At 54.4% G+C, this 26,481-nt stretch carries 24 protein-coding genes and 2 pseudogenes; 15 read left to right on the forward strand and 11 right to left on the reverse strand.

Annotation, left to right across the window (positions count from 1 at the left end):
- Positions 1-20: 20 nt before the first annotated feature.
- Genes FN082_RS23880 through FN082_RS23890 form a run of 3 tightly spaced genes read right to left on the reverse strand, consistent with a single transcriptional unit; the run spans position 21 to position 1,852 of the window.
- The gene (locus FN082_RS23880) at positions 21-416 is read right to left on the reverse strand and encodes an MAPEG family protein (protein ID WP_139536334.1); all 396 of its coding nucleotides are present in this window, start codon (positions 414-416) and stop codon (positions 21-23) included.
- A gap of 54 nt (positions 417-470) precedes the next feature.
- Complete coding sequence (locus tag FN082_RS23885) at positions 471-1,289, reverse strand: DUF72 domain-containing protein (RefSeq protein WP_142982510.1); 819 nt, start codon at positions 1,287-1,289, stop codon at positions 471-473.
- The gene (locus tag FN082_RS23890) at positions 1,286-1,852 is read right to left on the reverse strand and encodes a hydrolase (protein WP_142982511.1); all 567 of its coding nucleotides are present in this window, start codon (positions 1,850-1,852) and stop codon (positions 1,286-1,288) included. Before FN082_RS23890 ends, FN082_RS23885 begins: the two co-directional genes overlap by 4 nt.
- Before the next feature lie 267 nt (positions 1,853-2,119).
- Between FN082_RS23890 and aspS the strand changes: the two genes are divergently transcribed.
- From aspS to ruvC, 4 genes are all read left to right on the forward strand, one after another.
- Positions 2,120-3,907, forward strand: coding sequence for an aspartate--tRNA ligase (gene aspS / locus FN082_RS23895; RefSeq protein WP_142982512.1), 1,788 nt, complete (start codon positions 2,120-2,122; stop codon positions 3,905-3,907).
- A 1-nt stretch (position 3,908) separates the two neighbouring features.
- A complete protein-coding gene (gene nudB, locus FN082_RS23900) occupies positions 3,909-4,352 on the forward strand; it encodes a dihydroneopterin triphosphate diphosphatase (protein WP_139536330.1) in 444 nt (147 codons plus the stop codon).
- A gap of 30 nt (positions 4,353-4,382) precedes the next feature.
- Positions 4,383-5,123, forward strand: a complete 741-nt coding sequence (locus FN082_RS23905) for a YebC/PmpR family DNA-binding transcriptional regulator (protein ID WP_049069083.1) — start codon at positions 4,383-4,385, stop codon at positions 5,121-5,123.
- Between the two features lie 154 nt (positions 5,124-5,277).
- Entirely contained in the window at positions 5,278-5,799 is a 522-nt protein-coding gene (gene ruvC, locus FN082_RS23910; protein WP_110274314.1) for a crossover junction endodeoxyribonuclease RuvC, read from the forward strand.
- Between the two features lies 1 nt (position 5,800).
- Here the strand turns inward: ruvC and FN082_RS23915 are convergent.
- A pseudogene (locus FN082_RS23915) lies at positions 5,801-6,404 on the reverse strand (YebB family permuted papain-like enzyme).
- A gap of 363 nt (positions 6,405-6,767) precedes the next feature.
- Between FN082_RS23915 and ruvA the strand changes: the two are divergent.
- Positions 6,768-7,379 carry a Holliday junction branch migration protein RuvA gene (gene ruvA / locus FN082_RS23920; RefSeq protein ID WP_142463048.1) on the forward strand — a complete coding sequence of 204 codons (612 nt, stop codon included), beginning with the start codon at positions 6,768-6,770 and terminating at the stop codon, positions 7,377-7,379.
- 8 nt (positions 7,380-7,387) lie between these two features.
- Positions 7,388-8,398, forward strand: coding sequence for a Holliday junction branch migration DNA helicase RuvB (gene ruvB, locus FN082_RS23925; RefSeq protein WP_139536327.1), 1,011 nt, complete (start codon positions 7,388-7,390; stop codon positions 8,396-8,398).
- A gap of 148 nt (positions 8,399-8,546) precedes the next feature.
- On the opposite strand, the gene znuB is transcribed toward ruvB, so the two are convergent.
- Both znuB and znuC read right to left on the reverse strand, forming a co-directional pair.
- Positions 8,547-9,332, reverse strand: coding sequence for a zinc ABC transporter permease subunit ZnuB (znuB, locus tag FN082_RS23930; RefSeq protein ID WP_139536326.1), 786 nt, complete (start codon positions 9,330-9,332; stop codon positions 8,547-8,549).
- Positions 9,332-10,084, reverse strand: coding sequence for a zinc ABC transporter ATP-binding protein ZnuC (znuC, locus tag FN082_RS23935; protein WP_139536325.1), 753 nt, complete (start codon positions 10,082-10,084; stop codon positions 9,332-9,334). The genes znuB and znuC overlap by 1 nt, the downstream gene beginning before the upstream one ends.
- A 78-nt stretch (positions 10,085-10,162) precedes the next feature.
- On the opposite strand from znuC, the gene znuA reads away from it, so the two are divergent.
- From znuA to lpxM, 3 genes are all read left to right on the forward strand, one after another.
- Entirely contained in the window at positions 10,163-11,107 is a 945-nt protein-coding gene (gene znuA, locus FN082_RS23940; protein WP_139536324.1) for a zinc ABC transporter substrate-binding protein ZnuA, read from the forward strand.
- A gap of 15 nt (positions 11,108-11,122) precedes the next feature.
- Positions 11,123-12,445: a murein DD-endopeptidase MepM gene (gene mepM / locus FN082_RS23945; RefSeq protein ID WP_139536323.1), complete on the forward strand. Its 1,323-nt coding sequence runs from the start codon at positions 11,123-11,125 to the stop codon at positions 12,443-12,445.
- 118 nt (positions 12,446-12,563) lie between these two features.
- Positions 12,564-13,538: a lauroyl-Kdo(2)-lipid IV(A) myristoyltransferase gene (gene lpxM / locus FN082_RS23950; protein WP_139536322.1), complete on the forward strand. Its 975-nt coding sequence runs from the start codon at positions 12,564-12,566 to the stop codon at positions 13,536-13,538.
- A 76-nt stretch (positions 13,539-13,614) separates the two neighbouring features.
- Here the strand turns inward: lpxM and pyk are convergent, their stop codons facing one another.
- Positions 13,615-15,057: a pyruvate kinase gene (gene pyk / locus FN082_RS23955; RefSeq protein ID WP_139536321.1), complete on the reverse strand. Its 1,443-nt coding sequence runs from the start codon at positions 15,055-15,057 to the stop codon at positions 13,615-13,617.
- A 125-nt stretch (positions 15,058-15,182) separates the two neighbouring features.
- A pseudogene (locus FN082_RS23960) lies at positions 15,183-16,087 on the reverse strand (MurR/RpiR family transcriptional regulator).
- A 319-nt stretch (positions 16,088-16,406) separates the two neighbouring features.
- On the opposite strand from FN082_RS23960, the gene zwf reads away from it, so the two are divergent.
- The 3 genes from zwf (at position 16,407) to FN082_RS23975 (ending at position 20,594) form a co-directional block, all read left to right on the forward strand.
- Positions 16,407-17,882, forward strand: coding sequence for a glucose-6-phosphate dehydrogenase (gene zwf / locus FN082_RS23965; protein WP_139536319.1), 1,476 nt, complete (start codon positions 16,407-16,409; stop codon positions 17,880-17,882).
- Positions 17,883-18,103: 221 nt separating this feature from the next.
- Positions 18,104-19,915: a phosphogluconate dehydratase gene (edd, locus tag FN082_RS23970; RefSeq protein ID WP_139536318.1), complete on the forward strand. Its 1,812-nt coding sequence runs from the start codon at positions 18,104-18,106 to the stop codon at positions 19,913-19,915.
- A 37-nt stretch (positions 19,916-19,952) separates the two neighbouring features.
- Entirely contained in the window at positions 19,953-20,594 is a 642-nt protein-coding gene (locus FN082_RS23975) for a bifunctional 4-hydroxy-2-oxoglutarate aldolase/2-dehydro-3-deoxy-phosphogluconate aldolase (protein WP_004103368.1), read from the forward strand.
- Positions 20,595-20,645: 51 nt separating this feature from the next.
- Here the strand turns inward: FN082_RS23975 and purT are convergent, their stop codons facing one another.
- Positions 20,646-21,824, reverse strand: coding sequence for a formate-dependent phosphoribosylglycinamide formyltransferase (purT, locus tag FN082_RS23980; RefSeq protein WP_142982513.1), 1,179 nt, complete (start codon positions 21,822-21,824; stop codon positions 20,646-20,648).
- Between the two features lie 261 nt (positions 21,825-22,085).
- Here purT and FN082_RS23985 point away from each other — a divergent pair, with 261 nt between their 5' ends.
- The 3 genes from FN082_RS23985 to ptrB all read left to right on the forward strand — a co-directional run bounded on the left by FN082_RS23985 (position 22,086) and on the right by ptrB (position 25,466).
- Entirely contained in the window at positions 22,086-22,439 is a 354-nt protein-coding gene (locus FN082_RS23985; RefSeq protein ID WP_142982514.1) for a YebG family protein, read from the forward strand.
- 151 nt (positions 22,440-22,590) lie between these two features.
- Positions 22,591-23,271 carry a tellurite resistance TerB family protein gene (locus FN082_RS23990; protein ID WP_139536315.1) on the forward strand — a complete coding sequence of 227 codons (681 nt, stop codon included), beginning with the start codon at positions 22,591-22,593 and terminating at the stop codon, positions 23,269-23,271.
- Between the two features lie 134 nt (positions 23,272-23,405).
- Positions 23,406-25,466 carry an oligopeptidase B gene (ptrB, locus tag FN082_RS23995; RefSeq protein ID WP_139536314.1) on the forward strand — a complete coding sequence of 687 codons (2,061 nt, stop codon included), beginning with the start codon at positions 23,406-23,408 and terminating at the stop codon, positions 25,464-25,466.
- A 6-nt stretch (positions 25,467-25,472) separates the two neighbouring features.
- Here ptrB and exoX read toward each other — a convergent pair whose 3' ends face one another.
- The gene (gene exoX, locus FN082_RS24000; RefSeq protein WP_139536313.1) at positions 25,473-26,132 is read right to left on the reverse strand and encodes an exodeoxyribonuclease X; all 660 of its coding nucleotides are present in this window, start codon (positions 26,130-26,132) and stop codon (positions 25,473-25,475) included.
- 78 nt (positions 26,133-26,210) lie between these two features.
- Complete coding sequence (locus FN082_RS24005) at positions 26,211-26,441, reverse strand: DNA polymerase III subunit theta (RefSeq protein WP_142982515.1); 231 nt, start codon at positions 26,439-26,441, stop codon at positions 26,211-26,213.
- Positions 26,442-26,481 lie beyond the last annotated feature (40 nt).

Raw genomic sequence — 26,481 nt, forward strand, 5'->3', positions numbered from 1 at the left:
CGAAAACGGCGTATTGTGCGCTAACGGACGGAGAAAACCAACTCCCAGGGCATATACCAGAAGTTAGCCAGCACCATCAGCAACAATGAACACCATGTTGCGCTCATGCCGGAACGGCGCCAGCGGTACAGGCGGTGATGAAAACCGTAAGAGTGCATCAGGCGTCCGACGATCAGTAAGATACCGCAGACGTGGACCATCCAGGTTTGCGCGCCGTTCATTTCCATAAACAGCAGCAAAATCAGCCCGATGGGAACATATTCAACCGCGTTCCCATGTACGCGGATAGCAACCTGTAGCTCGCTGAAACCGCCGTCGCCGTAACCGACACGATATTGCGTCCGCAAGCGTACGACGTCGTAAGAAAACTTAATAAGCAGTAACGCACCTAAAACCGCATACAGCGCGCTGATCATACTAAAAACTCCCTTTTCATTCCGTCCGGTGGCTCCATTCAGGATAGCAGGATATCAGAAAAGAGAGGTTTGCTGCGGAATTGACGGCGCATCACCTATTTCCGGTAGGGCGGCGCGCAGATCGCCCCACAGAGTATCGACCAGCTCTGGCGCCTGGGCAATATCAGGGGTATGGAGGAATAAATAGGGTGTGGTGGTCTGCGTCCATTTAGGTAAGGTCCGTATCCACACGCCAAAAAGTTCACGGTTTTGCGCCATATCGTCGCTGCCGATAAAACGCACCATCGGATGACGGGCGGTCACCAGCGCATGGACGGGAACTTTAGGCTTCTTCTTTTGCGCATCGAGCATCGCCGGGCTTCGGGCGACGGCGCTATGAACCGGTCTACTATCAAGGATGACGCGATTAACATCACGCTGATGTAGTCCGCGATTGAGCTGCTGCTCTGCTTCGCCTTTGGCAAAAAATTCCGGGTGCCTTACTTCAACGCCGTAGCTGAATTCCCGCGGCAGGCTATCGAGAAACAGCCAGAGGGCAGGGAGATCGCGAGGGCTGAATGTTGCCGGCAGCTGTAACCAGTATTGACCGATGCGCGAAGCCAGCGGCGCCAGACGAGTGAAAAATTCATGGCTTAAGTCGTCGCAGTTGCGTAGTGCCGCCTGGTGCGAAATAGTGGCCGGAAACTTAAAGCAGAAGCGAAAATCATCGTGGGTCTGTTCATACCAGCGGCTGACAATTTCCGCTTTCGGTAACGCGTACAGGGTGGTATTGCCCTCTACGCAATTAAAGTGGCGGGCGTATGCTTCAAGGCTGGTGATACCCAGACGCACCCACTTCGGATGCGCCCACTGGGGAAGCCCAATATAGATCATAGCGCGGCAAGAACTTCCTCTGTGCTGCGCACGCGGGCGATACGCGGGAAAATATTCGTCATGCTGCCCTGGTGCTGGTCGGCGGAGGCCGCGCTGCAGGCGTCTTCGACGAGAATCAGATTAAAGCCCAGTTCCCAGGCGTTGCGCGCTGTAGACTCGACGCCGATGTTGGTTGAGATACCGCACAAGATAATCGTGTCAATACCGCGACGGCGAAGCTGCAACTCCAGGTCAGTACCGTAAAAGGCCCCCCACTGGCGTTTGGTGACTTCGATATCGCTCTCTTGCTTTTCCAGCGCACGCGGGTAAGTCCACCAGTTCTCCGGTAGCGCATGCGCACCTGCCTGGGCGTCAACCGGCTGTTTCAGCGCTTCGGCAAAATCCGCAGACCAGCCAACGCGAACCATTACCACGGGGGAACCCTGCTGGCGGCACTTTTTCGCCAGCGTCGCGGCGCGCTCAACGACTTCATCGGCACGGTACGGACCCCCGGCAAAAGGTAAGATACCTTCCTGTAGATCGATAACCACAAGCGCGGTCTTTTTTGCATTGAGTTCTAACATGATATCCCCGTATCTTCTTCTGTTGTCAGGCCGCTACAATACCGTTGCCGATCCTGCTCAAGGGTAACAAATTTTGTTAATTTTTGTGAGCACAGGCGATAAGCGCACAGCAAAGCAACGTACACGCTGCGCCGGGCTTATCGTACGACATAATTTCCAGTATAATAGCCGCCTTTTTTCATTCAGTTGTGACATCAGCTAAAGCTGCGACCTCGTCGCCTGCAAAGCAGGCAACTCTCCGCCTGCGGCTAAGTTAAGGGATATCTCATGCGTACAGAATATTGCGGGCAGCTTCGTCTGTCCCACGTAGGGCAGCAAGTGACTCTGTGTGGTTGGGTCAACCGTCGTCGTGATCTTGGTAGCCTTATCTTTATTGATATGCGCGACCGCGAAGGCATCGTCCAGGTGTTTTTCGATCCGGATCGTGCGGATGCATTAAAGCTGGCCTCCGAACTGCGTAATGAGTTCTGCATTCAGGTGACCGGCACCGTGCGTGCCCGTGACGAAAAAAACGTCAACAGCGATATGGCAACCGGCGCAATCGAAGTGCTGGCATCCGACCTGACGATTATCAACCGTGCCGAAGCGCTGCCGCTGGATTCCAACCACGTCAACACCGAAGAAGCGCGTCTGAAATACCGCTATCTCGACCTGCGTCGCCCTGAAATGGCTCAGCGTCTGAAAACTCGTGCCAAAATCACCAGCTTTGTCCGTCGCTTTATGGACGACCACGGCTTCCTCGATATCGAAACGCCGATGCTGACCAAAGCCACGCCGGAAGGCGCGCGCGACTACCTGGTGCCTTCTCGCGTCCATAAAGGTAAATTCTACGCGCTGCCGCAGTCTCCGCAGTTGTTCAAACAGCTGCTGATGATGTCCGGTTTTGACCGCTACTACCAGATCGTCAAATGCTTCCGCGACGAAGACCTGCGCGCTGACCGCCAGCCGGAATTCACCCAGATCGACGTCGAGACCTCCTTTATGACTGCGCCTCAGGTGCGTGAAGTGATGGAAGCGCTGGTGCGTAATCTGTGGCAGGAGGTGAAAGGCGTGGATCTGGGCGATTTCCCGATCATGACCTTCGCTGAAGCCGAACGTCGCTATGGTTCTGATAAACCAGACCTGCGTAACCCGATGGAGCTGGTGGACGTTGCAGACCTGCTGAAGTCCGTTGAGTTCGCGGTATTCTCCGGTCCGGCAAACGATCCGAAAGGCCGCGTTGCGGCGCTGCGCGTGCCTGGCGGTGCTGCACTGACCCGTAAGCTAATCGATGAATACGGCAACTTTGTGAAAATCTATGGCGCGAAAGGCCTGGCTTACATCAAAGTGACCGAACGTGCGAAAGGCATGGAAGGCATCAACAGCCCGGTGGCGAAATTCCTGACCGCAGACATCGTTGAAGCGATCCTTGAGCGTACAGGCGCGCAGGATGGCGACATGATCTTCTTCGGCGCGGATAACAAAAAAGTCGTTGCCGATGCGCTGGGTGCGCTGCGCCTGAAGCTGGGTAAAGATCTGAACCTGACCGATGAAGCCAAATGGGCGCCGCTGTGGGTTATCGACTTCCCAATGTTTGAAGACGACGGTGAAGGCGGCCTGACCGCGATGCACCATCCGTTCACCTCGCCGAAAGATATGACTGCCGCAGAGCTGAAAGCCGCGCCGGAAGACGCGGTGGCTAATGCCTACGATATGGTTATCAACGGCTATGAAGTGGGCGGCGGCTCCGTGCGTATTCACAGCGGCGAGATGCAGCAGACTGTATTTGGCATTTTGGGCATTAACGAACAAGAGCAGCGCGAGAAGTTTGGCTTCCTGCTGGATGCGCTGAAATACGGTACCCCGCCGCATGCAGGTCTGGCTTTCGGTCTTGACCGTTTGACCATGCTGCTGACCGGTACCGATAATATTCGTGATGTTATCGCCTTCCCGAAAACCACCGCAGCAGCGTGTCTGATGACCGAAGCGCCAAGCTTCGCTAATCCGGCATCCCTGAGCGAACTGGGTATTCAGGTTGTGGCGAAAGAGACGAAAGAGTCTTCGGAGAATAAGTAAGATGTCATTCAAGCTCCCCGTTTCCGTTCTGGTGGTGATTTATGCCGAAGATACGAAGCGGGTGCTGATGTTGCAGCGTCGCGACGATCCCGCTTTCTGGCAGTCGGTTACCGGCAGCCTGGAAGAGGGGGAGACCGCGCCGCAGGCTGCCGCGCGTGAAGTAAAGGAAGAAGTTGCCATTGACGTTGCCTGCGAGCAACTGGCTTTGGTTGACTGTCAGCGCACGGTAGAATTCGAGATATTTTCTCATTTACGTCATCGCTATGCGCCGGGCGTTGAGCGCAATACGGAATTTTGGTTCCGTCTTGCGCTCCCCCATGAACGCCAGATTGTCTTTACGGAACATCTGGATTACCGCTGGGTTGATGCGACGGAAGCCGCTATGTTGACCAAGTCCTGGAGCAACCGGCAGGCGATTGAAGAATTTGTAATTAACGCCGCCTGAAAAGGCGCGCTTTTTTGGAGATATTATTTTATGGCAGGTCATAGTAAATGGGCCAACACCAAACACCGCAAAGCGGCACAGGATGCCAAGCGCGGTAAGATCTTTACTAAAATTATTCGTGAGCTGGTCACCGCTGCGCGTTTGGGCGGCGGCGATGCGGGCTCTAACCCGCGTCTGCGTGCGGCAATTGATAAAGCGCTGTCTAATAACATGACGCGTGATACCTTGAACCGTGCCATTGCCCGTGGCGTTGGCGGCGATGATGACGCAAACATGGAAACCATCATTTATGAAGGTTACGGTCCTGGCGGCACAGCGGTCATGGTTGAATGTCTGTCTGACAACCGTAACCGTACCGTTGCCGAAGTGCGCCATGCGTTCAGCAAAACCGGCGGCAACCTCGGAACTGACGGTTCAGTCTCTTATCTGTTCAGCAAAAAAGGCGTTATCTCCTTCGAGAAAGGCGACGAAGATGCGATCATGGAGGCTGCCCTGGAAGCAGGCGCAGAAGACGTGGTGACCTATGACGACGGGGCAATTGACGTTTACACCGCCTGGGAAGAGATGGGCGCGGTACGCGATGCGCTGGAAGCCGCAGGCCTGAAAGCTGACGCAGCTGAAGTCTCTATGATCCCGTCAACCAAAGCGGATATGGATGCTGAAACTGCGCCGAAACTACTGCGCCTGATCGATATGCTGGAAGATTGTGACGACGTGCAGGAAGTTTATCATAACGGTGAGATCTCTGATGAGGTCGCCGCAACGCTGTGATACCCGTAATCTTTCAGCCCACAGCGGTGTTGGCTCTCCTCGCTTACCCCGGTCACGTAGTCAATCTACGCTCCCGGGGATGCGCTGCGTGGCCGCCTGGCTGTGAACTGAAATATTTAGGGTCTCACGGGTTAGTTATGACCGGGGGCGCGTGATGGCTATTATTCTCGGTATTGACCCGGGGTCGCGCGTCACTGGTTACGGCGTCATCCGTCAGGTTGGACGCCAACTGAGCTACCTGGGCAGCGGCTGCATTCGCACGAAAGTGGATGATTTACCGTCTCGCCTGAAGCTTATCTATGCGGGCGTCACTGAAATTATCACCCAGTTCCAGCCGGACTATTTCGCCATCGAACAAGTCTTTATGGCGAAGAACGCCGACTCGGCGCTAAAGCTCGGTCAGGCCCGCGGTGTGGCGATTGTCGCCGCGACAAATCAGGACCTGCCGGTCTTCGAGTACGCAGCCAGGCAGGTGAAGCAGACCGTCGTCGGCATTGGCAGCGCGGAAAAAAGCCAAGTGCAGCATATGGTGCGCACGTTGCTTAAGCTCCCGGCCAATCCTCAGGCGGATGCAGCAGATGCGTTAGCCATCGCCATTACCCACTGCCACGTCAGCCAGAACGTCGCCCAGATAGGCGAAAGCCGTCTGAATCTGGCGCGTGGAAGGTTACGCTAATCTATACCGCCTCGGCGACTGCTGGCTGAGGCGTTTCTACTCCATTCGCTGAAATTAACTCTAAATTTGGATGCAGCCAGAGGCTGGCCGGAGTGACCGTTTTCCGTTCCCATGGAATAGAGCCTAATAAACCAAAACTTCCAGAATCGCAATTTTGCTTGCGGGTTACTGCGCAACAGTTGTTCAAACGTTTCGACATTGCCCATCGGAATACATAACGCATCTTTATAAATATCAAACACAAATTTTGAACAGAACTGACGCGATGAATCGTATTTAAACCCGGTGTGATAAAGCTTATGCAAACGTGAGGGAACTTGTTCCATGAGCGAGAGCTTTTGCTCAGTGGTTAAACCGCCGCGCAGACGGCGAACAGCGTAACTATGATTGGCTGAGCGGTGAATAAACTGCGTTAGGGTGGTTACTCCCGAAAGTGGGACCCGACTTTCCGCCACCAGGTAATCATCACCATTATGACCAATGATAATACCCACATGGTTACACCAGCACTGAGAGGCCGTTGATATCTGGCCAATTAATGCCGTGCCAATACAGGTGAAAACAATATCTCCGGTTTCATATTTGGCAGGGTAATTTGCTGGCATGATTAATTCCTTTTTAATATTCCTTGAGTGGAGTTTTGCTTGCTGGACTGAACGATTATTATCATATCCAGACGCTTATGTTCTTAACAGAAGAAACTGTAAGGATGCAGATTATCCAGGATGGCTAAGGATAGTCAGTTTAAATATGAAAATCCGGCTGGTGAATAAAGGAGCATGACTAACATCTGCACTTCGTTTTGTGGGCGCGAAGTTTGTCGCTCGGCGCAGTAAGCGCTCTGGGAAGCGGTAAGTCCGCTCATGGAGGGCAGATGTACGGGATAACGTGTTTTTCATCTGGATATCTATCCAGCCTTTTTTTATGATACTGCATTAGACTTTCAGCCCTTAATCCAGGAGCTACACGTGATAGGCAGACTCAGAGGCATCATTCTCGAAAAACAACCCCCGCTGGTTTTACTTGAAACCGGAGGCGTAGGCTATGAGGTCCATATGCCGATGACCTGCTTTTACGAGCTGCCGGACGTGGGCAAAGAGGCGATAATTTTTACCCATTTTATCGTTCGTGAAGATGCTCAACTGCTGTTTGGCTTCAATAATAAGCAGGAGCGCACGCTGTTTAAAGAACTGATTAAAACCAACGGCGTCGGCCCGAAGCTGGCGCTAGCGATTCTTTCCGGCATGTCGGCACAGCAGTTTGTTAATGCCGTTGAGCGCGAAGAGCTGGCGGCGCTGGTGAAACTACCGGGTATCGGTAAAAAAACCGCCGAACGCCTGATTGTCGAAATGAAAGACCGCTTCAAAGGGCTGCACGGCGATCTGTTCACCCCGGCGGCCGATCTGGTATTGACGTCGCCTGCCGGTCCGGCTGATGATGACGCTGAGCAGGAAGCGGTTGCTGCGCTGGTGGCGCTGGGCTATAAACCTCAGGAGGCCAGCCGGATGGTCAGTAAAATCGTTCGCCCGGATGCAAACAGTGAAACGTTAATCCGCGAAGCGCTTCGCGCCGCGTTGTGAGGTAAGGGATGATTGAAGCAGACAGGCTGGTATCGGCGGACAGCACCGGTTATGAAGAAGCGGCCGACCGCGCAATCCGTCCTAAATTACTGGAAGAGTATGTGGGCCAGCCGCATGTCCGTTCGCAAATGGAGATCTTTATCCAGGCGGCGAAACTGCGCGGCGATGCGCTCGATCACCTGCTGATTTTTGGCCCTCCAGGGCTTGGGAAAACCACGCTGGCGAACATTGTTGCCAACGAAATGGGCGTAAATCTGCGCACCACTTCCGGCCCGGTACTGGAAAAGGCGGGCGATCTGGCGGCGATGCTGACCAACCTTGAACCGCACGATGTCTTGTTTATCGATGAGATCCACCGCCTTTCGCCGGTTGTTGAAGAAGTGTTATATCCGGCAATGGAAGATTATCAGCTGGATATCATGATTGGCGAAGGACCGGCGGCTCGTTCAATAAAAATCGATCTGCCGCCGTTTACCCTGATTGGCGCCACGACTCGCGCAGGCTCGTTGACTTCGCCGCTGCGCGACCGTTTTGGCATTGTGCAGCGCCTGGAGTTTTACCAGGTTCCTGACCTGCAATATATTGTCGGGCGCAGCGCTCGCTTTATGGGGCTGGAGATGAGTGAGGAGGGGGCGCTGGAAGTCGCGCGTCGCGCGCGCGGTACACCGCGTATTGCCAACCGCCTGCTCAGGCGCGTACGCGATTATGCCGAAGTGAAGCATGACGGCACCATTTCGGTAGAGATTGCTGCGAAGGCGCTGGATATGCTTAACGTGGATGCTGAAGGCTTCGATTATATGGACCGTAAGCTGCTGCTGGCGGTAATCGACAAGTTCTTCGGCGGGCCGGTGGGGCTGGATAACCTGGCGGCGGCGATAGGTGAAGAGCGGGAAACCATTGAAGATGTGCTGGAGCCGTATCTGATCCAGCAGGGCTTTTTACAGCGTACACCGCGTGGACGAATGGCGACGGTGCGGGCCTGGAATCACTTCGGCATTACGCCGCCGGAAATGCCGTAGGTTAAAATCCCCGGTGGCGCTTACGCTTACCGGGGCTACGGGTTCACGGCCGTCTGGGATCTGGTAGCCCGGGTTAGGCGTTTACGCCGCGACCCGGGATTTGTGAAGTGTGCAAGTCCGCACGAAATGTTAGATCTGATTCGTCGAGTCAGGTTGTGGATTTTTTGCTCATGCTGATAATAAACAGCAGCGCGGCGCACAGGACCACCGAAGGTCCCGCAGGCGTGTCGTAGAACGCTGAGAAGGTCAATCCCCCGGTCACTGCAACCATTCCAACGCCAACGGCTATACCAGCCATCTGCTCCGGTGTTCGGGCAAAACGGCGGGCCGTCGCGGCGGGGATAATCAGCAAAGAAGTGATAATCAGCGCCCCGACAAACTTCATTGCAACGCCGATAGTCAGCGCGGTAACCAGCATGAGTAGCAGTTTCACCCGCTGAAGCTTCACGCCATCAACAAAAGCCAGATCCGGGCTGATGGTCATTGACAGCAGGTTTCGCCACTGCCAGAGCAGGATAGCCAGCACAACAACCACGCCAATGGCGATTGAAATCAAATCTTCCGGCGTCACCGCCAGCAGATCGCCAAACAGATAGGCCATCAGGTCGACGCGCACATTCGACATCAGGCTGACCACCACCAGGCCCAAAGAAAGCGCGCTGTGCGCCATTATCCCGAGTAAAGTATCTACCGCCAGGTGCGGGCGTTTTTCCAGCCACACCAGGCCACCGGCCAGCAGCAACGTGACCACGATAACCGCATAAAACGGATTGACGTTCAGCAGCAAACCAAAAGCGACGCCGAGCAGCGAGGCGTGGGCAAGGGTATCGCCGAAGTAGGACATGCGGCGCCAGACAACGAATGAACCTAACGGGCCAGCCGCGCAGGCGAGCATAATTCCGGCTAACCAGCCGGGGAGAAGTAATTCAATCATTAACGGTCATTTCCCCGACGCAGTACAATCCGCCCCTGCAGGTCGTGGCGGTGATTATGATGATGGCGATAAATCCCCAGCTGTTCTGCGCCGCGCTGGCCGAACATCGAGATAAATTCCGGATGCATGGAGACCACTTCCGGCGCGCCGGAGCAGCAAATGTGTTGATTCAGACACAGCACTTCATCCGTTTTTGCCATAACCAGGTGCAGGTCATGGGAAACCATCAGCACAGCGCAATCAAGCTCCTGGCGCAGTTGGTTAATCAGATCATAGAGCGCCACCTGGCCGTTGACGTCCACGCCCTGAGTCGGCTCGTCGAGCACCAATAGCTGCGGCTGATTGAGCAGGGCGCGAGCCAATAACACACGCTGGGTCTCTCCGCCGGAAAGCTTCTGCATGGGAGCGTCAATCAGATGCCCGGCCTGTACACGCTTTAGCGCAGGCAGAATGTCGCGTTTGTGGGTGCCTGGGCGCAGCAGCATAAAACGGTTGACGGTCAGCGGCATGGTGGCATCAAGATGCAGCTTTTGCGGGACATAGCCGATACGCAGATGCCCCTCACGTTTGATAACACCTTCAGTTGGTGCTACCAGTCCGAGGACAACCCGTACAAGGGTCGATTTACCGGCGCCGTTAGGACCCAGCAACGTTAAAATTTTGCCTGGCTTTAGCGTGAGCGAAATGTCAGACAGCACGCGCCTATGGCCATAAACCACGGCGACGTTTTCCAGAGTTACAAGATTTGTCATATCAAATTAGGGGTTGCACAAGCTAGTGAATGTTATAATATCACATCTTTCTCATTCATTACGATGATTCGACGCATTATGTTACATAAAAATACGCTTCTTTGCGCTGGACTTAGCGCCGCTTTTTTATTCGCTTATGCACCGTTGGCAAACGCCGCGGTTGTTACCTCGCTTAAACCGCTGGGCTTTATCGCTTCAGCCATCGCCGATGGCGTAACGGATACCCAGGTTCTGCTGCCTGATGGGGCATCGGAGCATGATTATTCACTGCGTCCATCAGATGCAAAACGCTTACAGAACGCAGACTTAGTGGTTTGGATTGGACCTGAGATGGAAGCGTTTATGGATAAGTCAACGCAAAGCATTGCGCCGAATAAAAAGGTGACGATTGCCGAGCTTGACGGCGTGAAACCGTTACTCATGAAAGGGGCTGACGATGATGATGACCACCATGGCCACGATCATGGTGCCGGGGAAAATAGTGACGATGATCACCATCATGGCATCTATAACATGCATCTATGGCTTTCCCCAGAGATAGCGCGCCTTTCGGCGGTTGCAATCCACGATAAATTATTGGAACTTATGCCGCAGAGTCGAGCCAAACTTGACGCCAATCTGAAGGATTTTGAGGCAAAATTAGCCGCTACCGATAAACAGGTTGGGACCGAGCTGGCACCGCTGAAAGGGAAGGGGTATTTCGTTTTTCATGATGCCTACGGCTACTTTGAAAAACACTACGGTTTGACCTCATTAGGTCACTTTACCGTCAACCCAGAAATCCAGCCTGGTGCGCAGCGTTTACATGAAATCAGAACACAGTTGGTTGAGCAAAAAGCGACTTGCGTTTTTGCTGAGCCACAGTTCAGGCCAGCGGTTATAGAAGCTGTCGCCAGGGGTACGTCCGTGCGCATGGGAACCCTGGATCCACTTGGAATCGGAATTAAGCTGGGTAAAGAGAGTTATCCGCAATTCCTGAGCCAGATGGCGAATCAGTATTCAAGCTGCCTGAAAGGAGATTAACGAGGAAGTGAATACGTGCAACAGATAGCCCGCGCTGTCACTCAGGCATTTAACAACCTGCCACGACCTCACCGCGTTATGCTGGGGTCGCTTAGCGTTCTTACTTTAGCGGTCGCCGTCTGGCGACCCTACATTTACCACCACCCTGAATCTACACCCATTACCAGAACCATCGAGCTGGAGCAAAGCGAAATCCGCTCTCTGCTGCCGGAAGCTTCGGAACCTATCGATCAGGCTCCCCAGGAAGAAGAAGCTATCCCGCAGGATGAGCTGGATGATAAAGCAGATAGCGATTCTGGCGGCCATGAATATGTCGTGTCGACCGGCGACACGCTCAGCAGCATCCTTAATCAGTACGGTATTGATATGGGTGATATCGCGCAGCTCTCCTCGGCGGATAAAGAGTTGCGTAATCTGAAAATTGGTCAACAGCTCTCCTGGACGCTGACGGCGGATGGCGATTTACAAAGCCTGACCTGGGAGATGTCGCGTCGTGAAACTCGAACCTATGATCGGGTGGCAAACGGTTTTAAAATGAGCAGCGAGCTGCAAAAAGGCGACTGGGTCAACAGCGTACTGAAAGGGACCGTTGGCGGAAGCTTCGTTGCCAGCGCTCGCGATGCAGGCCTCACCAGCACTGAAGTCAGCGCGGTAATCAAAGCAATGCAGTGGCAGATGGACTTCCGTAAGCTGAAAAAAGGCGATGAGTTCTCGGTACTGATGTCGCGTGAGATGCTCGACGGTAAGCGTGAACAAAGCCAGCTACTTGGCGTGCGTCTACGCTCTGACGGTAAAGACTATTATGCGATCCGCGCTGAGGATGGCAAATTCTACGATCGCAACGGTACCGGCCTGGCGAAGGGCTTCCTGCGCTTCCCGACTGCACGTCAGTTCCGCGTGTCATCTAACTTTAACCCACGCCGTCTGAACCCGGTGACCGGTCGCGTCGCTCCGCATCGCGGCGTCGATTTTGCGATGCCGCAGGGCACGCCGGTACTGTCGGTGGGTGATGGTGAAGTGGTGGTCGCCAAACGTAGCGGCGCGGCAGGTTATTACGTTGCCGTTCGTCATGGTCGTACCTATACCACTCGCTATATGCACCTGCGTAAGCTGCTGGTGAAACCAGGGCAGAAGGTGAAACGTGGCGACCGCATCGCGCTGTCGGGCAACACCGGACGTTCTACCGGCCCACATCTGCATTACGAAGTGTGGATTAACCAGCAGGCGGTCAACCCGTTGACGGCAAAACTACCGCGTACTGAGGGGCTTAGCGGTTCCGACCGTACCGATTACCTGGCGCAGGCAAAACAGGTGATCCCACAGCTGCGGTTTGACTAGCTCCCGCCCGTTAAAAAGCCGGTGCCATTCGCGCGCCGGCTTTTTCTTTTGTGCGTTACTCAACGTATCGCTAAACTAACCCATTATCTTTATTGAGCGGAACTTCTGCGGATTGGGCATGGAAACGAAAAAAAACAATATTGAGTTTATTCCAAAGTTTGAAAAATCCTTTTTACTACCGCGCTACTGGGGCGCGTGGTTGGGGGTTTTTGCCTTCGCCGGTATTGCTCTGACGCCTGCGTCTTTTCGCGATCCGATTCTGGGCAAACTGGGGCGTTTTGTTGGCCGGCTGGCAAAGAGTTCGCGCCGCCGGGCGCAGATCAACCTGCTGTACTGCTTTCCGGAAAAGAGTGAGCAGGAACGTGAAGAAATCATTGATGCTATGTATGCTTCCGCGCCACAGGCGATGGTGATGATGGCCGAATTAGGTCTTCGCGACCCGCAGCGCATCCTTTCCCGCGTCGACTGGCAGGGAAAAGAGATCATTGATGAGATGCAGCGGAACAACGAGAAAGTTATCTTTCTCGTTCCCCATGCCTGGGGAGTGGATATTCCGGCGATGCTGATGGCCTCCGGTGGGCAAAAGATGGCGGCGATGTTCCATAATCAGGGCAACCCGGTATTTGATTATGTCTGGAATACCGTGCGTCGTCGTTTTGGCGGGCGTATGCATGCGCGCAACGATGGGATTAAGCCGTTTATACAGTCGGTGCGTCAGGGATATTGGGGCTACTATCTTCCCGATCAGGATCATGGCGCCGAGCACAGCGAATTTGTTGATTTCTTTGCTACCTACAAGGCAACGCTACCGGCGATTGGCCGTTTAATGAAAGTGTGTCGCGCCCGCGTCGTACCGCTGTTTCCGGTCTATGATGGCAAAACGCATCGCCTGACGGTGCTGGTGCGCCCGCCAATGGACGATCTGCTGGAGGCGGACGATAACACGATTGCCCGGCGGATGAACGAAGAGGTGGAGATTTTTGTTAAGCCGCATACCGAGCAGTACACCTGGATCCTTAAGCTGCTGAAAACGCGCAAGCCGGGTGAAATCGAGCCGTATAAACGTAAAGAGCTGTATCCGCGAAAGAAGTAATAGGCGTTTATGCGCCAGAGGCGAAAAAAAACCTGCCGGTAAACGCTGGCAGGTTTTTTTATGGCGTAATAGAAAATTACTCGACGGTCAGGATACGGGTGGTATTGGTGGTACCGATGGTGCTCATTACATCACCCTGGGTCACGATAACCAGGTCGCCGGTGACCAGATAGCCTTTATCGCGCAGCAGATTCACTGCGTCATGGGCCGCGGCGACGCCATCACTTTCGCTGTCGAAATGAACCGGCGTCACGCCGCGATACAGCGCCGTCAGGTTCAACGTACGTTCATGACGAGACAGCGCAAAAATCGGCAGGCCGGAGCTGATGCGCGAGGTCATCAGTGCGGTACGACCAGATTCGGTCATGGTGATAATGGCGGTGACGCCTTTCAGGTGGTTGGCCGCATACATTGCTGACATCGCAATGGCTTCTTCCACATTGTCGAACTGGATGTCCAGACGGTGCTTGGAAACGTTGAGGCTAGGGATTTTTTCCGCACCCAGGCAGACGCGAGCCATCGCAGCAACGGTTTCAGACGGATACTGACCTGCGGCGGTTTCCGCAGAAAGCATCACGGCGTCGGTACCATCCAGCACGGCGTTCGCCACGTCCATAACTTCAGCGCGGGTTGGCATCGGGTTGGTTATCATTGACTCCATCATCTGGGTCGCGGTAATGACCGAACGGTTCAGCTGACGGGCACGACGGATCAAGGCTTTCTGAATGCCGACCAGCTCCGGATCGCCAATTTCTACGCCGAGATCGCCACGGGCGACCATGACTACGTCGGATGCCAGAATCACATCGTCCATTGCGTCCTGGCTGCAAACCGCTTCCGCACGCTCTACTTTGGCGACGATTTTTGCGTCACAGCCTGCATCGCGCGCCAGACGGCGAGCGTAGTTCAGGTCTTCGCCACAGCGTGGGAAGGAGACGGCCAGATAATCGACGCCAATTTTTGCCGCGGTGAGGATGTCGGCTTTGTCTTTTTCAGTCAGCGCTTCGGCTGACAGGCCGCCGCCCAGTTTGTTGATACCTTTGTTGTTGGACAGCGGTCCGCCGACGGTAACTTCGGTAAACACTTTCATGCCCTGAACTTCGAGTACTTTCAGCTGTACGCGACCGTCGTCCAGCAGCAGGATATCACCCGGAACCACGTCAGCCGGAAGGCCTTTATAATCGATGCCAACTTTCTCTTTGTCGCCTTCACCTTTACCCAGGTTAGCGTCGAGGAGGAATTTGTCGCCGATATTGAGGAAGATTTTGCCTTCTTTGAAGGTGGATACGCGAATTTTCGGCCCCTGTAGGTCACCGAGAATCGCAACATGACGACCCAGTTTTGCCGCAATCTCACGGACCTTATCCGCACGGATCTGATGATCTTCCGCGGTTCCGTGAGAGAAATTCATACGTACCACGTTAGCGCCTGCGGCGATAACCTTCTCAAGGTTGTTATCGCGATCGGTAGCCGGGCCTAAGGTGGTAACGATTTTGGTTCTGCGAAGCCTTCTGGACATGTAATACTCCGTTGACTGAAACAACTTTGGTGTTGCGTGAACATGGATTCGGTAGCGCCAGCGAGCAAAGTCGCTATACCGGAACATTACCGACGGTGTAATAGGATACTGCTTTGTTTCTACTTTTATTGGTTATTGCTGTGTACGCTGAGCTCTTTATCAAAGCGCGATTCCTTGAGCGCTTCCTTGACCCTCTTCAAGTTATCTCTGAATTTTGCGCCCCGCCGCAGGGTAAAGCCGGTTGCCAGCACGTCAATCACCGTCAGTTGCGCTAAGCGGGAAACCATCGGCATATAGATATCGGTATCTTCCGGAACATCCAGCGTAATGGCCAGCGTTGATTCACGGCAAAGCGGCGTACCGGGAGAGGTAATGGCGATCACCATCGCATCGTTTTCGCGGGCCAGTTGCGCCAGTTCCACCAGACTTTTGGTTCTGCCGGTATGCGAGATAATCACGACCACATCGTCATCATTACAGTTCATACAGCTCATGCGTTGCAGGACAATGTCGTCGGAGTAGATAACCGGCACATTAAAGCGGAAGAATTTGTTCATCGCGTCGTGGGCGACAGCGGCCGAGGAGCCCAGACCAAAAAAGGCGATTTTTTTAGCCTGAGTGAGCAGGTCGACCGCACGATTAATGGCGGAGATGTCGAGAGAATGGTGGACCTGATCTAAACTGGCCATTGCCGATTCAAATATTTTTCCCGTATAGGATTCGACGCTGTCTTCTTCATCAACATTACGGTTAACATACAGCGTCCCGTGCGCCAGGCTCTGGGCCAGATGCAGTTTGAAATCAGGGAAACCGCGAGTTTCCAGACTGCGGCAAAAACGGTTGACGGTTGGCTCACTGACGCCAGCCTCCAGCGCCAGGGCGGCGATACTTGAATGAATGGCCTGCGCGGGGGTAGCAAGAATGACTTCCGCCACTTTGCGTTCAGATTTGCTAAGGTGTTCCAGTCGGGACTGGATTTTTTCCAGCATATTCATTATTACAGGGCGCTCATCAATGGAAACGATTTCATTAATGGGTGAAATCTTCAGGCGTTTTAGCAAGAATATACCTCTCCGTAGTCGGAAACGGTGAGGAATGACCTTAAAAAATGTTGTTTTTTTTCATTACATGATCAGAGTCGTATTTTACTAACTGAGAATCGGTCGAAACAACGAACAATATTAGCCGCATGCCCAAAATCTCACGCCATATTTTTCCCCTTGTGCGATTTAGCAGCGGGAACCGGGGCTGAGGGTTTCGGGAAATTCGTAAACCCAGTACGATGCAGTGAAAGAAAATTACAAATATAGCCTGGCACAAGCACCAGACTATCAACTAAGGAGAATGACATGGCGGTAACGCAAACGGCCCAGGCATGCGATCTGGTCATTTTCGGCGCGAAGGGTGACCTGGCGCGACGTAAATTGCTGCCTTCCCTGTATCAGCTTGAAAAAGCTGGCCAGATCCACCCTGACACCCGCATCATCGGCGTCGGGCGTGCCGACTGGGACAAAGACGCTTACACCAAGGTAGTGCGTGAAGCGATGGAAACCTTCATGAAGGAGAAAATTGATGAAGGTTTATGGGAGACCCTGAGCGGGCGTCTGGATTTTTGTAACCTTGATGTCAACGACACGAAAGCGTTTACCCGTTTGGGCAAAATGCTCGATCAGCAAAATCGCGTTACGGTTAACTATTTCGCCATGCCTCCAGGTACCTTTGGCGCGATTTGCAAAGGGCTGGGGGAGGCGAAGCTAAACGCCAAACCTGCTCGCGTGGTGATGGAAAAACCGCTGGGCACTTCACTTGAAACTTCCCGCGAGATCAACGATCAGGTCGGCGAGTTTTTCGAAGAGTGCCAGGTCTATCGTATCGACCACTATCTGGGTAAAGAGACGGTGCTGAACCTGCTGGCGCTGCGCTTTGCTAACTCGCTGTTTGTGAATAACTGGGATAGTCGCACTATCGATCACGTTGAGATCACGGTAGCAGAAGAGGTGGGCATTGAAGGCCGTTGGGGCTACTTCGATCAGGCCGGGCAGATGCGCGATATGATCCAGAACCACCTGCTGCAAATTCTGTGCATGATTGCGATGTCACCGCCATCAGATTTAACCGCCGATAGCATTCGCGATGAAAAAGTGAAGGTGCTGAAATCTCTGCGCCGCATCGACCGCACCAATGTGCGTGAAAAAACGGTGCGCGGCCAGTACACCGCTGGTTTTGCACAAGGCAAAAAAGTGCCTGGCTACCTCGAAGAAGAGGGGGCGAATAAATCCAGCCACACTGAAACTTTCGTGGCGATTCGCGTGGACATCGACAACTGGCGCTGGGCTGGCGTGCCGTTCTACCTGCGTACCGGTAAACGTCTGCCGACCAAGTGTTCTGAAGTCGTGGTTTACTTTAAAACGCCAGAATTGAACCTGTTCAAAGAGACCTGGCAAGAACTGCCGCAGAACAAGCTGACTATTCGTCTTCAGCCGGATGAAGGGGTGGATATTCAGGTGCTTAACAAAGTTCCTGGCCTTGACCACAAGCACAACCTGCAAATCACTAAGCTGGATCTGAGCTACTCGGAAACGTTTAACCAAACGCATCTGGCGGATGCCTATGAGCGTCTGCTGCTGGAGACCATGCGCGGTATTCAGGCGTTGTTTGTGCGTCGTGACGAAGTGGAAGAGGCGTGGAAGTGGGTTGACTCAATCACTGAAGCCTGGGCTGCCGATCGCGATTCACCGAAACCTTACCAGGCAGGCACGTGGGGGCCGGTCGCCTCCGTGGCGATGATCACCCGCGATGGCCGTTCCTGGAACGAGTTTGAGTAAGCGGAAGGCTAATCCGGTAGAGGTATTTTACCGGTAACATGATCTGACGCAGCAAGTCGCGTAATTTTTAATCTTTTAAGCCCCGGAGGATTCACCCCCGGGGCTTTTTTTATTACACTGCTCCCAGATATTTTGCCCCTGAGCCCCGGTACTGGTGCCTTAAGCACCGAAAAACATCGTTAAAGCGCTGCGGCCGGACAGATAAAATTTGAGGAGCCTTTATGAATTCTGAAATGTTACGGGTAACAAATCGCATTATCGAACGCTCGCGCGATACCCGCGAAGCCTACCTCGCCCGGATTAACCAGGCTAAGAGTGACACCGTTCATCGCGCCCAACTGGCGTGCGGTAACCTGGCCCATGGTTTTGCTGCCTGTCAGGCCGATGATAAAGCTTCGCTGAAAAGCATGCTGCGTAACAACATTGCCATCATCACCTCCTATAACGATATGCTGTCCGCACATCAGCCTTACGAGCACTATCCTGACGTTATTCGCAAAGCGCTGCATTCCGCTAACGCGGTCGGGCAGGTGGCCGGTGGCGTCCCGGCGATGTGCGATGGCGTGACTCAGGGACAGGATGGGATGGAACTGTCCCTGCTCAGCCGTGAAGTGATTGCTATGTCTGCCGCGATTGGCTTGTCGCATAACATGTTTGACGGTGCGCTCTATCTTGGCGTCTGCGATAAAATTGTCCCCGGTCTGGCAATGGCCGCGCTGTCGTTTGGCCACCTGCCGTCCATCTTTGTTCCATCCGGCCCGATGGCCAGCGGCCTGGCGAATAAAGAAAAAGTGCGCATTCGTCAGCTCTATGCGGAAGGAAAAGTGGATCGTATGGCGCTGCTGGAGTCCGAAGCCGCTTCTTACCATGCGCCGGGCACCTGTACTTTCTACGGTACCGCCAACACCAACCAGATGGTGGTTGAGTTTATGGGGATGCAACTGCCTGGGTCGTCATTTGTGCATCCTGATGCGCCGCTGCGCGAAGCGCTGACCGCTGCCGCCGCTCGCCAGGTGACCCGCCTGACCGGAAACGGTAACGAATGGATGCCGCTGGGCAAAATGTTTGACGAAAAAGTGGTGGTCAACGGGATTGTCGCGCTACTGGCAACCGGTGGCTCCACCAACCATACCATGCACCTGGTCGCCATGGCGCGGGCGGCGGGGATCATCATCAACTGGGATGATTTCTCTGACCTCTCAGACGTGGTGCCGCTGCTGGCGCGTCTCTATCCAAACGGCCCGGCGGATATCAACCACTTCCAGGCGGCGGGCGGCGTGCCGGTACTGGTACGCGAGCTGCTGAAAGGCGGTCTGCTGCATGAAGACGTTAACACCGTGGCCGGTTTTGGTCTCTCCCGCTACACCATGGAACCCTGGCTCAACAACGGCGAACTTGACTGGCGTGAAGGGGCAACTGCGCCGCTGGATGAGCAGGTCATCGCCACTTTTGAAAAGCCATTCTCTCGCCACGGTGGGACTAAAGTGCTGAGCGGCAATCTCGGCCGCGCGGTGATGAAAACCTCCGCAGTGCCGGTTGAAAACCAGATTATTGAAGCACCTGCGGTGGTTTTCGAGAGCCAGCACGACGTGCTGCCAGCCTTTGAAGCGGGGCTGCTGGACAAAGATTGCGTAGTGGTGGTCCGTCATCAGGGGCCAAAAGCGAACGGTATGCCAGAATTACATAAACTTATGCCGCCACTTGGTGTATTATTGGACCGCCGTTTCAAAATCGCGCTGGTGACCGATGGTCGACTCTCCGGCGCGTCAGGCAAAGTTCCATCAGCAATCCACGTGACGCCTGAAGCGTACGATGGTGGTCTGCTGGCGAAGGTACGCGATGGCGATGTCATCCGCGTTAATGGCCAGACGGGCGAGCTAACGCTGCTGGTGGATGACGCTGAGCTGGCTGCGCGTCAGCCGCATATTCCTGACCTGAGCGGTTCGCGTGTAGGAACCGGCCGGGAAATGTTCGGTGCGCTGCGTGAGAAACTCTCCGGAGCAGAACAGGGCGCAACCTGCATCAATTTTTAAGACGATTCGATTTGTAGATCTGGCGAGAGAAAATCTGATGAAAAACTGGAAAACAACTGCAGAAGCAATCCTCACCTCCGGCCCGGTTGTACCGGTAATCGTGGTGAAAAAGCTGGAACACGCTGTGCCAATGGCGAAAGCGCTGGTTGCTGGCGGCGTACGCGTACTGGAAGTGACTCTGCGTACCGAGTGTGCGATGGACGCTATCCGCGCGATCGCTAAAGAAGTTCCGGAAGCCATTGTCGGTGCCGGTACCGTCACCAACGTTGAGCAACTGAAAGAAGTGACCGAAGCGGGCGCGCAGTTTGCTATCAGCCCTGGCCTGACCGAATCCTTGCTGAAAGCAGCGACCGGTGAAGGTACTATCCCGTTGATCCCAGGGATCAGCACCGTGTCCGAGCTGATGCTGGGTATGCAGTATGGCCTGAAAGAGTTCAAATTCTTCCCGGCTGAAGCTAACGGCGGCGTAAAAGCGCTGCAGGCGATTGGTGGCCCGTTCGCGCACATTCGCTTCTGCCCGACTGGCGGCATCTCTCCGGCAAACTATCGTGACTATCTGGCGCTGAACAGCGTGCTGTGCATCGGCGGCTCCTGGCTGGTGCCGGCGGATGCGCTGGAAGCCGGTGATTACGACCGTATCACCAAACTGGCTCGTGAAGCGGTGGAAGGCGCGAAGTAATCTCCGCGCTCCTGCCTGAGGCCCGGTCTGTACTCATACGACCGGGTTTTTTTATCCCGCCACCACGACAGCAGAAGCCGCCGTTTTAGCGCGCGCTACCGCTTCGTCAACGTTATCGGCTATCGCCAGGGTCACGCCCAAACGACGCGAACCGTCAATTTCTGGTTTACCGAACAGACGCAGCTGCAGGCCTGCACCGACTGCTGACTGAATATTGCTGAAGGTGACATTCTGGCTGGTTAACTGCGGCAGGATCACTGCCGAGGCCGCCGGGCCGTACTGGCGAATCGCGCCAATCGGCAGTCCGAGGAAGGCGCGGACGTGCAGGGCAAACTCGGAAAGGTCCTGTGAAATCAGCGTGACCATGCCGGTATCGTGCGGGCGCGGCGAGACTTCGCTAAAAATCACCTCATCACCGCAGACAAACAGCTCGACGCCGAACAGGCCGTGACCGCCCAGAGCCAGCACCACTTCGCGGGCTATTTCCTGCGCACGCTCCAGCGCCAAATCGCTCATCTGCTGCGGCTGCCAGGATTCGCGGTAATCGCCATCTTCCTGACGATGACCGACCGGGGCGCAGAAGTGCACACCGTCCATGGCGCTCACGGTTAGCAGGGTAATTTCAAAATCAAAGTTCACTACGCCTTCAACGATAACGCGACCGGCTCCGGCGCGCCCGCCTTGCTGCGCATACTGCCAGGCTTCAGCCAGCTGTTCGCTGGAGCGAATAAAGCTCTGGCCTTTGCCGGATGAACTCATCACCGGCTTGACGATGCACGGCAGGCCAATCTCAGTAACGGCCTCACGGAATGTGGCTTCGCTGTCGGCAAAACGGTAGGCGGAAGTTGGAAGCGATAGCTCTTCGGCTGCCAGGCGACGGATACCTTCACGGTTCATGGTGAGTTTTGCCGCCCGCGCGGTGGGGACGACTTTTTGCCCGGCTTGCTCCAGCGCAACGAGGGTATCAGTGGCGATGGCTTCGATTTCCGGCACGATAAAGTCAGGTTTTTCCTGTTCAATCAGCGCCTGCAACGTCTCACCGTGCAGCATATTAATGACATGTGAACGGTGTGCTACCTGCATCGCCGGAGCATCAGGGTAACGATCGACGGCGATGGTCTCAATTCCCAGGCGCTGGCATTCGATCGCCACCTCTTTACCCAGTTCGCCGGAACCTAGCAGCATTACCTTTGTTGCCGCAGGGCGCAGCGCCGTACCTAATACAGTCATAACTCTCTTCCGCAGTAAAAAAACATGCGCCGCATTATAAACGAAAACGTTTGCGTATGTCTTTATACCCTTCATACTTCAAGCCGCATCTTTGTTGGCTGCCTGCGCTTACCCCGGTCACGTACTATTTGTACGCTCCCGGGGATGCGCTTAGTTGCCGCCGCGATGCAACTCGAATTATTTAGGGTATATATGCGTAATTTGAGTTCAAGGTGAAAATTTGTTATACTGTATAAAAATACAGTATAAAGGGGCTGCATCATGGCGGTTGAAATTAAATATGTGGTGATTCGTGAAGGTGAGGAAAAAATGTCTTTTGCCAGCAAAAAAGAGGCCGATGCTTATGACAAAATGCTCGATCTGGCGGAAGTATTGAACGACTGGCTGGTTGAGTGCCCGCTTACTCTTGACGAAGACCAGCGCGATAGTATGGCGATGTGGCTGGCGGAGCGTAAAGACACCCTAAATCATATTCTGCGTTCGGGAAAACTGCCGGAAGCTGAAGATAGTACTGATGAACAGCCCATCCAGACGGAAGATGACAACAGGTCCGAGGTCGTCGCCGAATCTGAAGCTGACGTTCCGGCAAAAACGCGCAAAGTGAAAGCCGCCTGAGTGCATTTTGTGCCGCCGGGTTTTCTGGCGGCAAGCATCCGCTGATGCATCTTTATGGCGCTAAATTTGCGCATCTTTAGCTATCAATAACATTTCCTGACGTCGCGTTGTTTAGGCTGGTGGTATCGCTTATCGCGCAACGAGGAAATGTATGTCTAACTGGCTTAATCAACTGCAGTCTCTGCTGGGTCAGCAGGGGCAGTCTTCTTCATCTGACTCTCAACCAAGCGGCAAAAATTTACTGCTACCGGGCGCACTTGGCGGTTTAGCAGGGCTGCTGGTTGCCAGCAAGTCATCGCGCAAACTGTTAGCCAAATACGGCACCAGCGCGCTTCTGGTCGGTGGTGGGGCGGTTGCAGGTAGCGTGTTGTGGAATAAGTATCAGCAGAAAATGCGCGTCAGCGCGCCGCAGGAACCCGTTTATTCCGCCCCAACCCAGGCGCAATCTCCCGCACCCGCCGAGATTGATGCCCGCAGTGAACGACTGATTATGGCGTTGGTCTTCGCCGCCAAAAGCGACGGCCATATTGACGAACGCGAGCGGGCCAGCATTGAAGAGCAGCTGCGTGCGGCAAATATTGATGTGCAGGGGCGGGTGTTAATCGACAGGGCGCTGGCTTTGCCTCTCGATCCGCAGCGTCTGGCGCAGGGCATCGGCAGTGAGCAAGAGGCGCTTGAGGTTTACTACATCAGCTGCGCGGTCATCGATATTGACCACTTTATGGAGCGCAGCTATCTGAATGCGCTCGGCGAGGCGCTTAAGCTGCCGCAGGAAGTGCGTGAAGACATCGAACGCGACATTCAGGCGCAAAAACAGGCCATTACGCTCTAAATCCGCACGTTTCGCTTGCATCGCTGGCGACTTTTGCCACCCTTATATATTGTGTAGTCACGTTACCCTTCAGGCTGCTTTGAGGCAGCCTGATATCTTTTTGTACTCAATATTTGCCGTAGAAGAATAAGCCGATGCCACCAAAAGCCAAACGGATCCCCCATGCCATGACGTTACATGGCGATACCCGAAGTGATCATTACTACTGGCTGCGCGATGACGAGCGCTCTCAGCCGGAAGTGCTGGATTATCTGCGTCAGGAAAATGAGTACGGTAAAAAGGTCATGTCTTCACAAAGTAGCCTGCAGGAAAGGATACTCAAGGAGATAATTGACAGAATTCCGCCGCGCGAAGTGTCGGCGCCCTACAGTAAAAATGGCTACCGCTATCGCCAGGTTTATGAACCGGGCTGTGAGTATGCCATTTATCAACGTCAGTCGGTGCTCAAAGAAGAGTGGGATGAATGGGACGTGCTGCTCGACGGTAATCAGCGCGCGGCTGGTAGCGAATTCTACACCCTCGGCGGTTTAGGCGTATCCCCCGACAATAACCTGATGGCGGTGGCGGAAGACTATCTCTCCCGGCGGCAGTATAGCCTGCGTTTCTATCATTTAGGCAATGGCGATGAATATCAGGAAGTGCTGGAAAACGTCTCGCCAGATTTTGCCTGGAGTAACGATTCGCAGACGCTGTGGTACGTACGTAAACACCCGACCACGTTACTGCCGTATCAGGTGTGGCGTCATCGTCTGGGCACGCCGACCAGTGCGGATATCATGGTGTATGAAGAGCAGGATGATACCTTTTACGTCAGCGTTCATAAAACGACCTCTCAGCAGTTTGTGGTGATTTATCTGGCCAGCGCGACCACCAGCGAAGTGCTGTTGCTGAATGCAGAAATGACCGACGCCGAGCCGATTTGTTTTCTACCGCGACGCAAAGATCACGAATATAGCCTCGATCACTATCAGCATGCCTTTTATCTGCGTTCCAACCGGGAGGGTAAAAACTTTGGCCTCTACCGCAGTGCGCTACGCGATGAGCAGCAGTGGGAGACGTTGATTCCCCCGCGTAACGAAGTGATGCTGGAAGGTTTTACCCTGTTTACCGATTGGCTGGTGGTTGAGGAGCGTCAGCGTGGGCTCACCAGCCTACGGCAGATCAACCGCAAGACGGGAGAGTCGCAGGGAATCGCCTTTGACGATCCGGCCTACGTGACCTGGCTCTCTTATAACCCGGAGCCGGAAACCTCCCGTCTGCGCTACGGCTACTCCTCCATGACCACGCCGGACACACTGTTTGAACTGGATATGAATACCGGCGAGCGACGGGTGCTGAAACAGCAGGAGGTTAAAGGGTTTGATGCCAGTCATTACCGCAGCGAGCATTTGTGGATCAAAGCCCGCGACGGTGTTGAAGTCCCGGTATCGTTGGTCTACCGACATGAACATTTTCGCAAAGGTGCCAGCCCGCTGCTGGTGTACGGCTACGGTTCCTATGGCGCAAGCATGGATGCAGATTTTAGCGCCAGCCGCCTGAGCCTGCTCGATCGAGGTTTTGTGTTCGCCATCGCCCATGTTCGCGGCGGCGGTGAGTTGGGCCAGCAGTGGTACGAAGACGGTAAGTTTCTGTGCAAGAAAAATACTTTCAACGATTATCTTGATGTCTGCGATGCGCTGCTGGCGCAGGGTTACGGCGACCCGCGTTTGTGCTACGGCATGGGCGGCAGCGCAGGAGGCATGCTGATGGGCGTGGCGATTAACCAACGTCCTGAACTGTTCCACGGCGTGGTGGCCCAGGTACCCTTCGTCGATGTCCTGACGACAATGCTCGACGAGTCAATCCCGCTGACCACCGGCGAGTTCGAAGAGTGGGGGAATCCGCAGGATGAAGAGTATTACCGCTATATGAAAAGCTACAGCCCGTATGACGGAATCCTGGCGCAGGCATATCCACATCTGCTGGTGACTACCGGCCTGCATGATTCGCAGGTGCAATACTGGGAACCGGCAAAATGGGTGGCAAAGCTGCGCGAGCTGAAAACCGACGATAACCTGCTGCTGCTGTGTACGGATATGGATTCCGGCCACGGCGGTAAATCCGGGCGCTTCAAAAGCTATGAGGGGGTGGCGCTGGAGTTTGCGTTTTTGATTGGCCTGGCGCAGGGGACGCTGCCGGGCCAGGCGGAGGTGTAAGGCCGATTACTCCCCGAGATAGTGCTTAAGCGTCAGGCGCAGCTCGGGGCTCATGCTGTCCAGGTTATTGAACAGCCAGCGTAGGTAGCCGGGATCGTTTTGTGCAACTTCAGAGACCGGTTTACCGCGATATTTACCAAAGTTAAAGGTGGACAGCAGCGCCGGGCGCCCGGTAATCGTCACCATCTCATCCGGCGACCAGCCGGACGTTTTGATGATATCGAGCAGCAGGGCGGCGGTGATATAGCAATCGTATAGCGCCCGGTGATGATGCAGGCCCGGTGGCGTGGCAACGCTGAGCTTGCGTGATTTATACAGCCCCATATTGCTGTACTTTATCCCCGGCCAAAGGCGGCGTGCCAGCTTCATGGTGCAGATCCATTCCCCCTGCATTTCCGGTAATACCCGGCGGTCAAAGCTGGCGTTATGGGCGACATACCACGGGCTGCCCATGTACAGCGGCACAATCTCTTCGATCCACGGCTTATCGGCAACCATCTCTTCGGTAATATGATGAATCGCCATCGCCTGTGGGCTGATAGGGCGGTCGGGGCGAACCAGATGGCTCATGGGATTTGTGATTTGTCCGTCAACAATATCTACTGAGGCGATTTCAACAATGCCTCCCTGCAATCCGCAGGTCTCTGTATCGATTACGCGCAGCATGGCTCGCTCCAGGCCAAAGAACCCAGCGTAATGGAATGCGCAGGTCTTGCCAACTCGGATGTCCGCAGAGGACGAGAATTATTTCTGTTTCGGTTCATAGGGCAGGCGAGAGAGCGACACCGACGCCAGGCGATGGGCAATCAGGCGTTCGCGAAACCAGCCGCGCAGATGTTCGGGCTGCTCTCTTTCAACCAGGTCGGCAACAACCGGCATATTGTAGCGCTCTTTAAAGGTAACGCCCGCCGCGGCGAGATCGACATTCACTTTGTCCATCTCCTCCTGGGAAATCTTAGCCAGGTTCTTTTCCATCAGTTTCTCCTCGAATATTGCCGCAAAAATTACTCAGTAC

The organism is Klebsiella spallanzanii (assembly GCF_902158555.1).
Taxonomy (GTDB): domain Bacteria; phylum Pseudomonadota; class Gammaproteobacteria; order Enterobacterales; family Enterobacteriaceae; genus Klebsiella; species Klebsiella spallanzanii.

Coding starts and splice junctions, on each gene's coding strand:
- FN082_RS23880 (WP_139536334.1), bottom strand. CDS start 416: ATGATCAGCGCGCTGTATGCGGTTTTAGGTGCGTTACTGCTTATTAAG.
- FN082_RS23885 (WP_142982510.1), bottom strand. CDS start 1,289: ATGATCTATATTGGGCTTCCCCAGTGGGCGCATCCGAAGTGGGTGCGT.
- FN082_RS23890 (WP_142982511.1), bottom strand. CDS start 1,852: ATGTTAGAACTCAATGCAAAAAAGACCGCGCTTGTGGTTATCGATCTA.
- aspS (WP_142982512.1), top strand. CDS start 2,120: ATGCGTACAGAATATTGCGGGCAGCTTCGTCTGTCCCACGTAGGGCAG.
- nudB (WP_139536330.1), top strand. CDS start 3,909: ATGTCATTCAAGCTCCCCGTTTCCGTTCTGGTGGTGATTTATGCCGAA.
- FN082_RS23905 (WP_049069083.1), top strand. CDS start 4,383: ATGGCAGGTCATAGTAAATGGGCCAACACCAAACACCGCAAAGCGGCA.
- ruvC (WP_110274314.1), top strand. CDS start 5,278: ATGGCTATTATTCTCGGTATTGACCCGGGGTCGCGCGTCACTGGTTAC.
- ruvB (WP_139536327.1), top strand. CDS start 7,388: ATGATTGAAGCAGACAGGCTGGTATCGGCGGACAGCACCGGTTATGAA.
- znuB (WP_139536326.1), bottom strand. CDS start 9,332: ATGATTGAATTACTTCTCCCCGGCTGGTTAGCCGGAATTATGCTCGCC.
- znuC (WP_139536325.1), bottom strand. CDS start 10,084: ATGACAAATCTTGTAACTCTGGAAAACGTCGCCGTGGTTTATGGCCAT.
- znuA (WP_139536324.1), top strand. CDS start 10,163: ATGTTACATAAAAATACGCTTCTTTGCGCTGGACTTAGCGCCGCTTTT.
- lpxM (WP_139536322.1), top strand. CDS start 12,564: ATGGAAACGAAAAAAAACAATATTGAGTTTATTCCAAAGTTTGAAAAA.
- pyk (WP_139536321.1), bottom strand. CDS start 15,057: ATGTCCAGAAGGCTTCGCAGAACCAAAATCGTTACCACCTTAGGCCCG.
- zwf (WP_139536319.1), top strand. CDS start 16,407: ATGGCGGTAACGCAAACGGCCCAGGCATGCGATCTGGTCATTTTCGGC.
- edd (WP_139536318.1), top strand. CDS start 18,104: ATGAATTCTGAAATGTTACGGGTAACAAATCGCATTATCGAACGCTCG.
- FN082_RS23975 (WP_004103368.1), top strand. CDS start 19,953: ATGAAAAACTGGAAAACAACTGCAGAAGCAATCCTCACCTCCGGCCCG.
- purT (WP_142982513.1), bottom strand. CDS start 21,824: ATGACTGTATTAGGTACGGCGCTGCGCCCTGCGGCAACAAAGGTAATG.
- FN082_RS23985 (WP_142982514.1), top strand. CDS start 22,086: ATGGCGGTTGAAATTAAATATGTGGTGATTCGTGAAGGTGAGGAAAAA.
- FN082_RS23990 (WP_139536315.1), top strand. CDS start 22,591: ATGTCTAACTGGCTTAATCAACTGCAGTCTCTGCTGGGTCAGCAGGGG.
- ptrB (WP_139536314.1), top strand. CDS start 23,406: ATGCCACCAAAAGCCAAACGGATCCCCCATGCCATGACGTTACATGGC.
- exoX (WP_139536313.1), bottom strand. CDS start 26,132: ATGCTGCGCGTAATCGATACAGAGACCTGCGGATTGCAGGGAGGCATT.
- FN082_RS24005 (WP_142982515.1), bottom strand. CDS start 26,441: ATGGAAAAGAACCTGGCTAAGATTTCCCAGGAGGAGATGGACAAAGTG.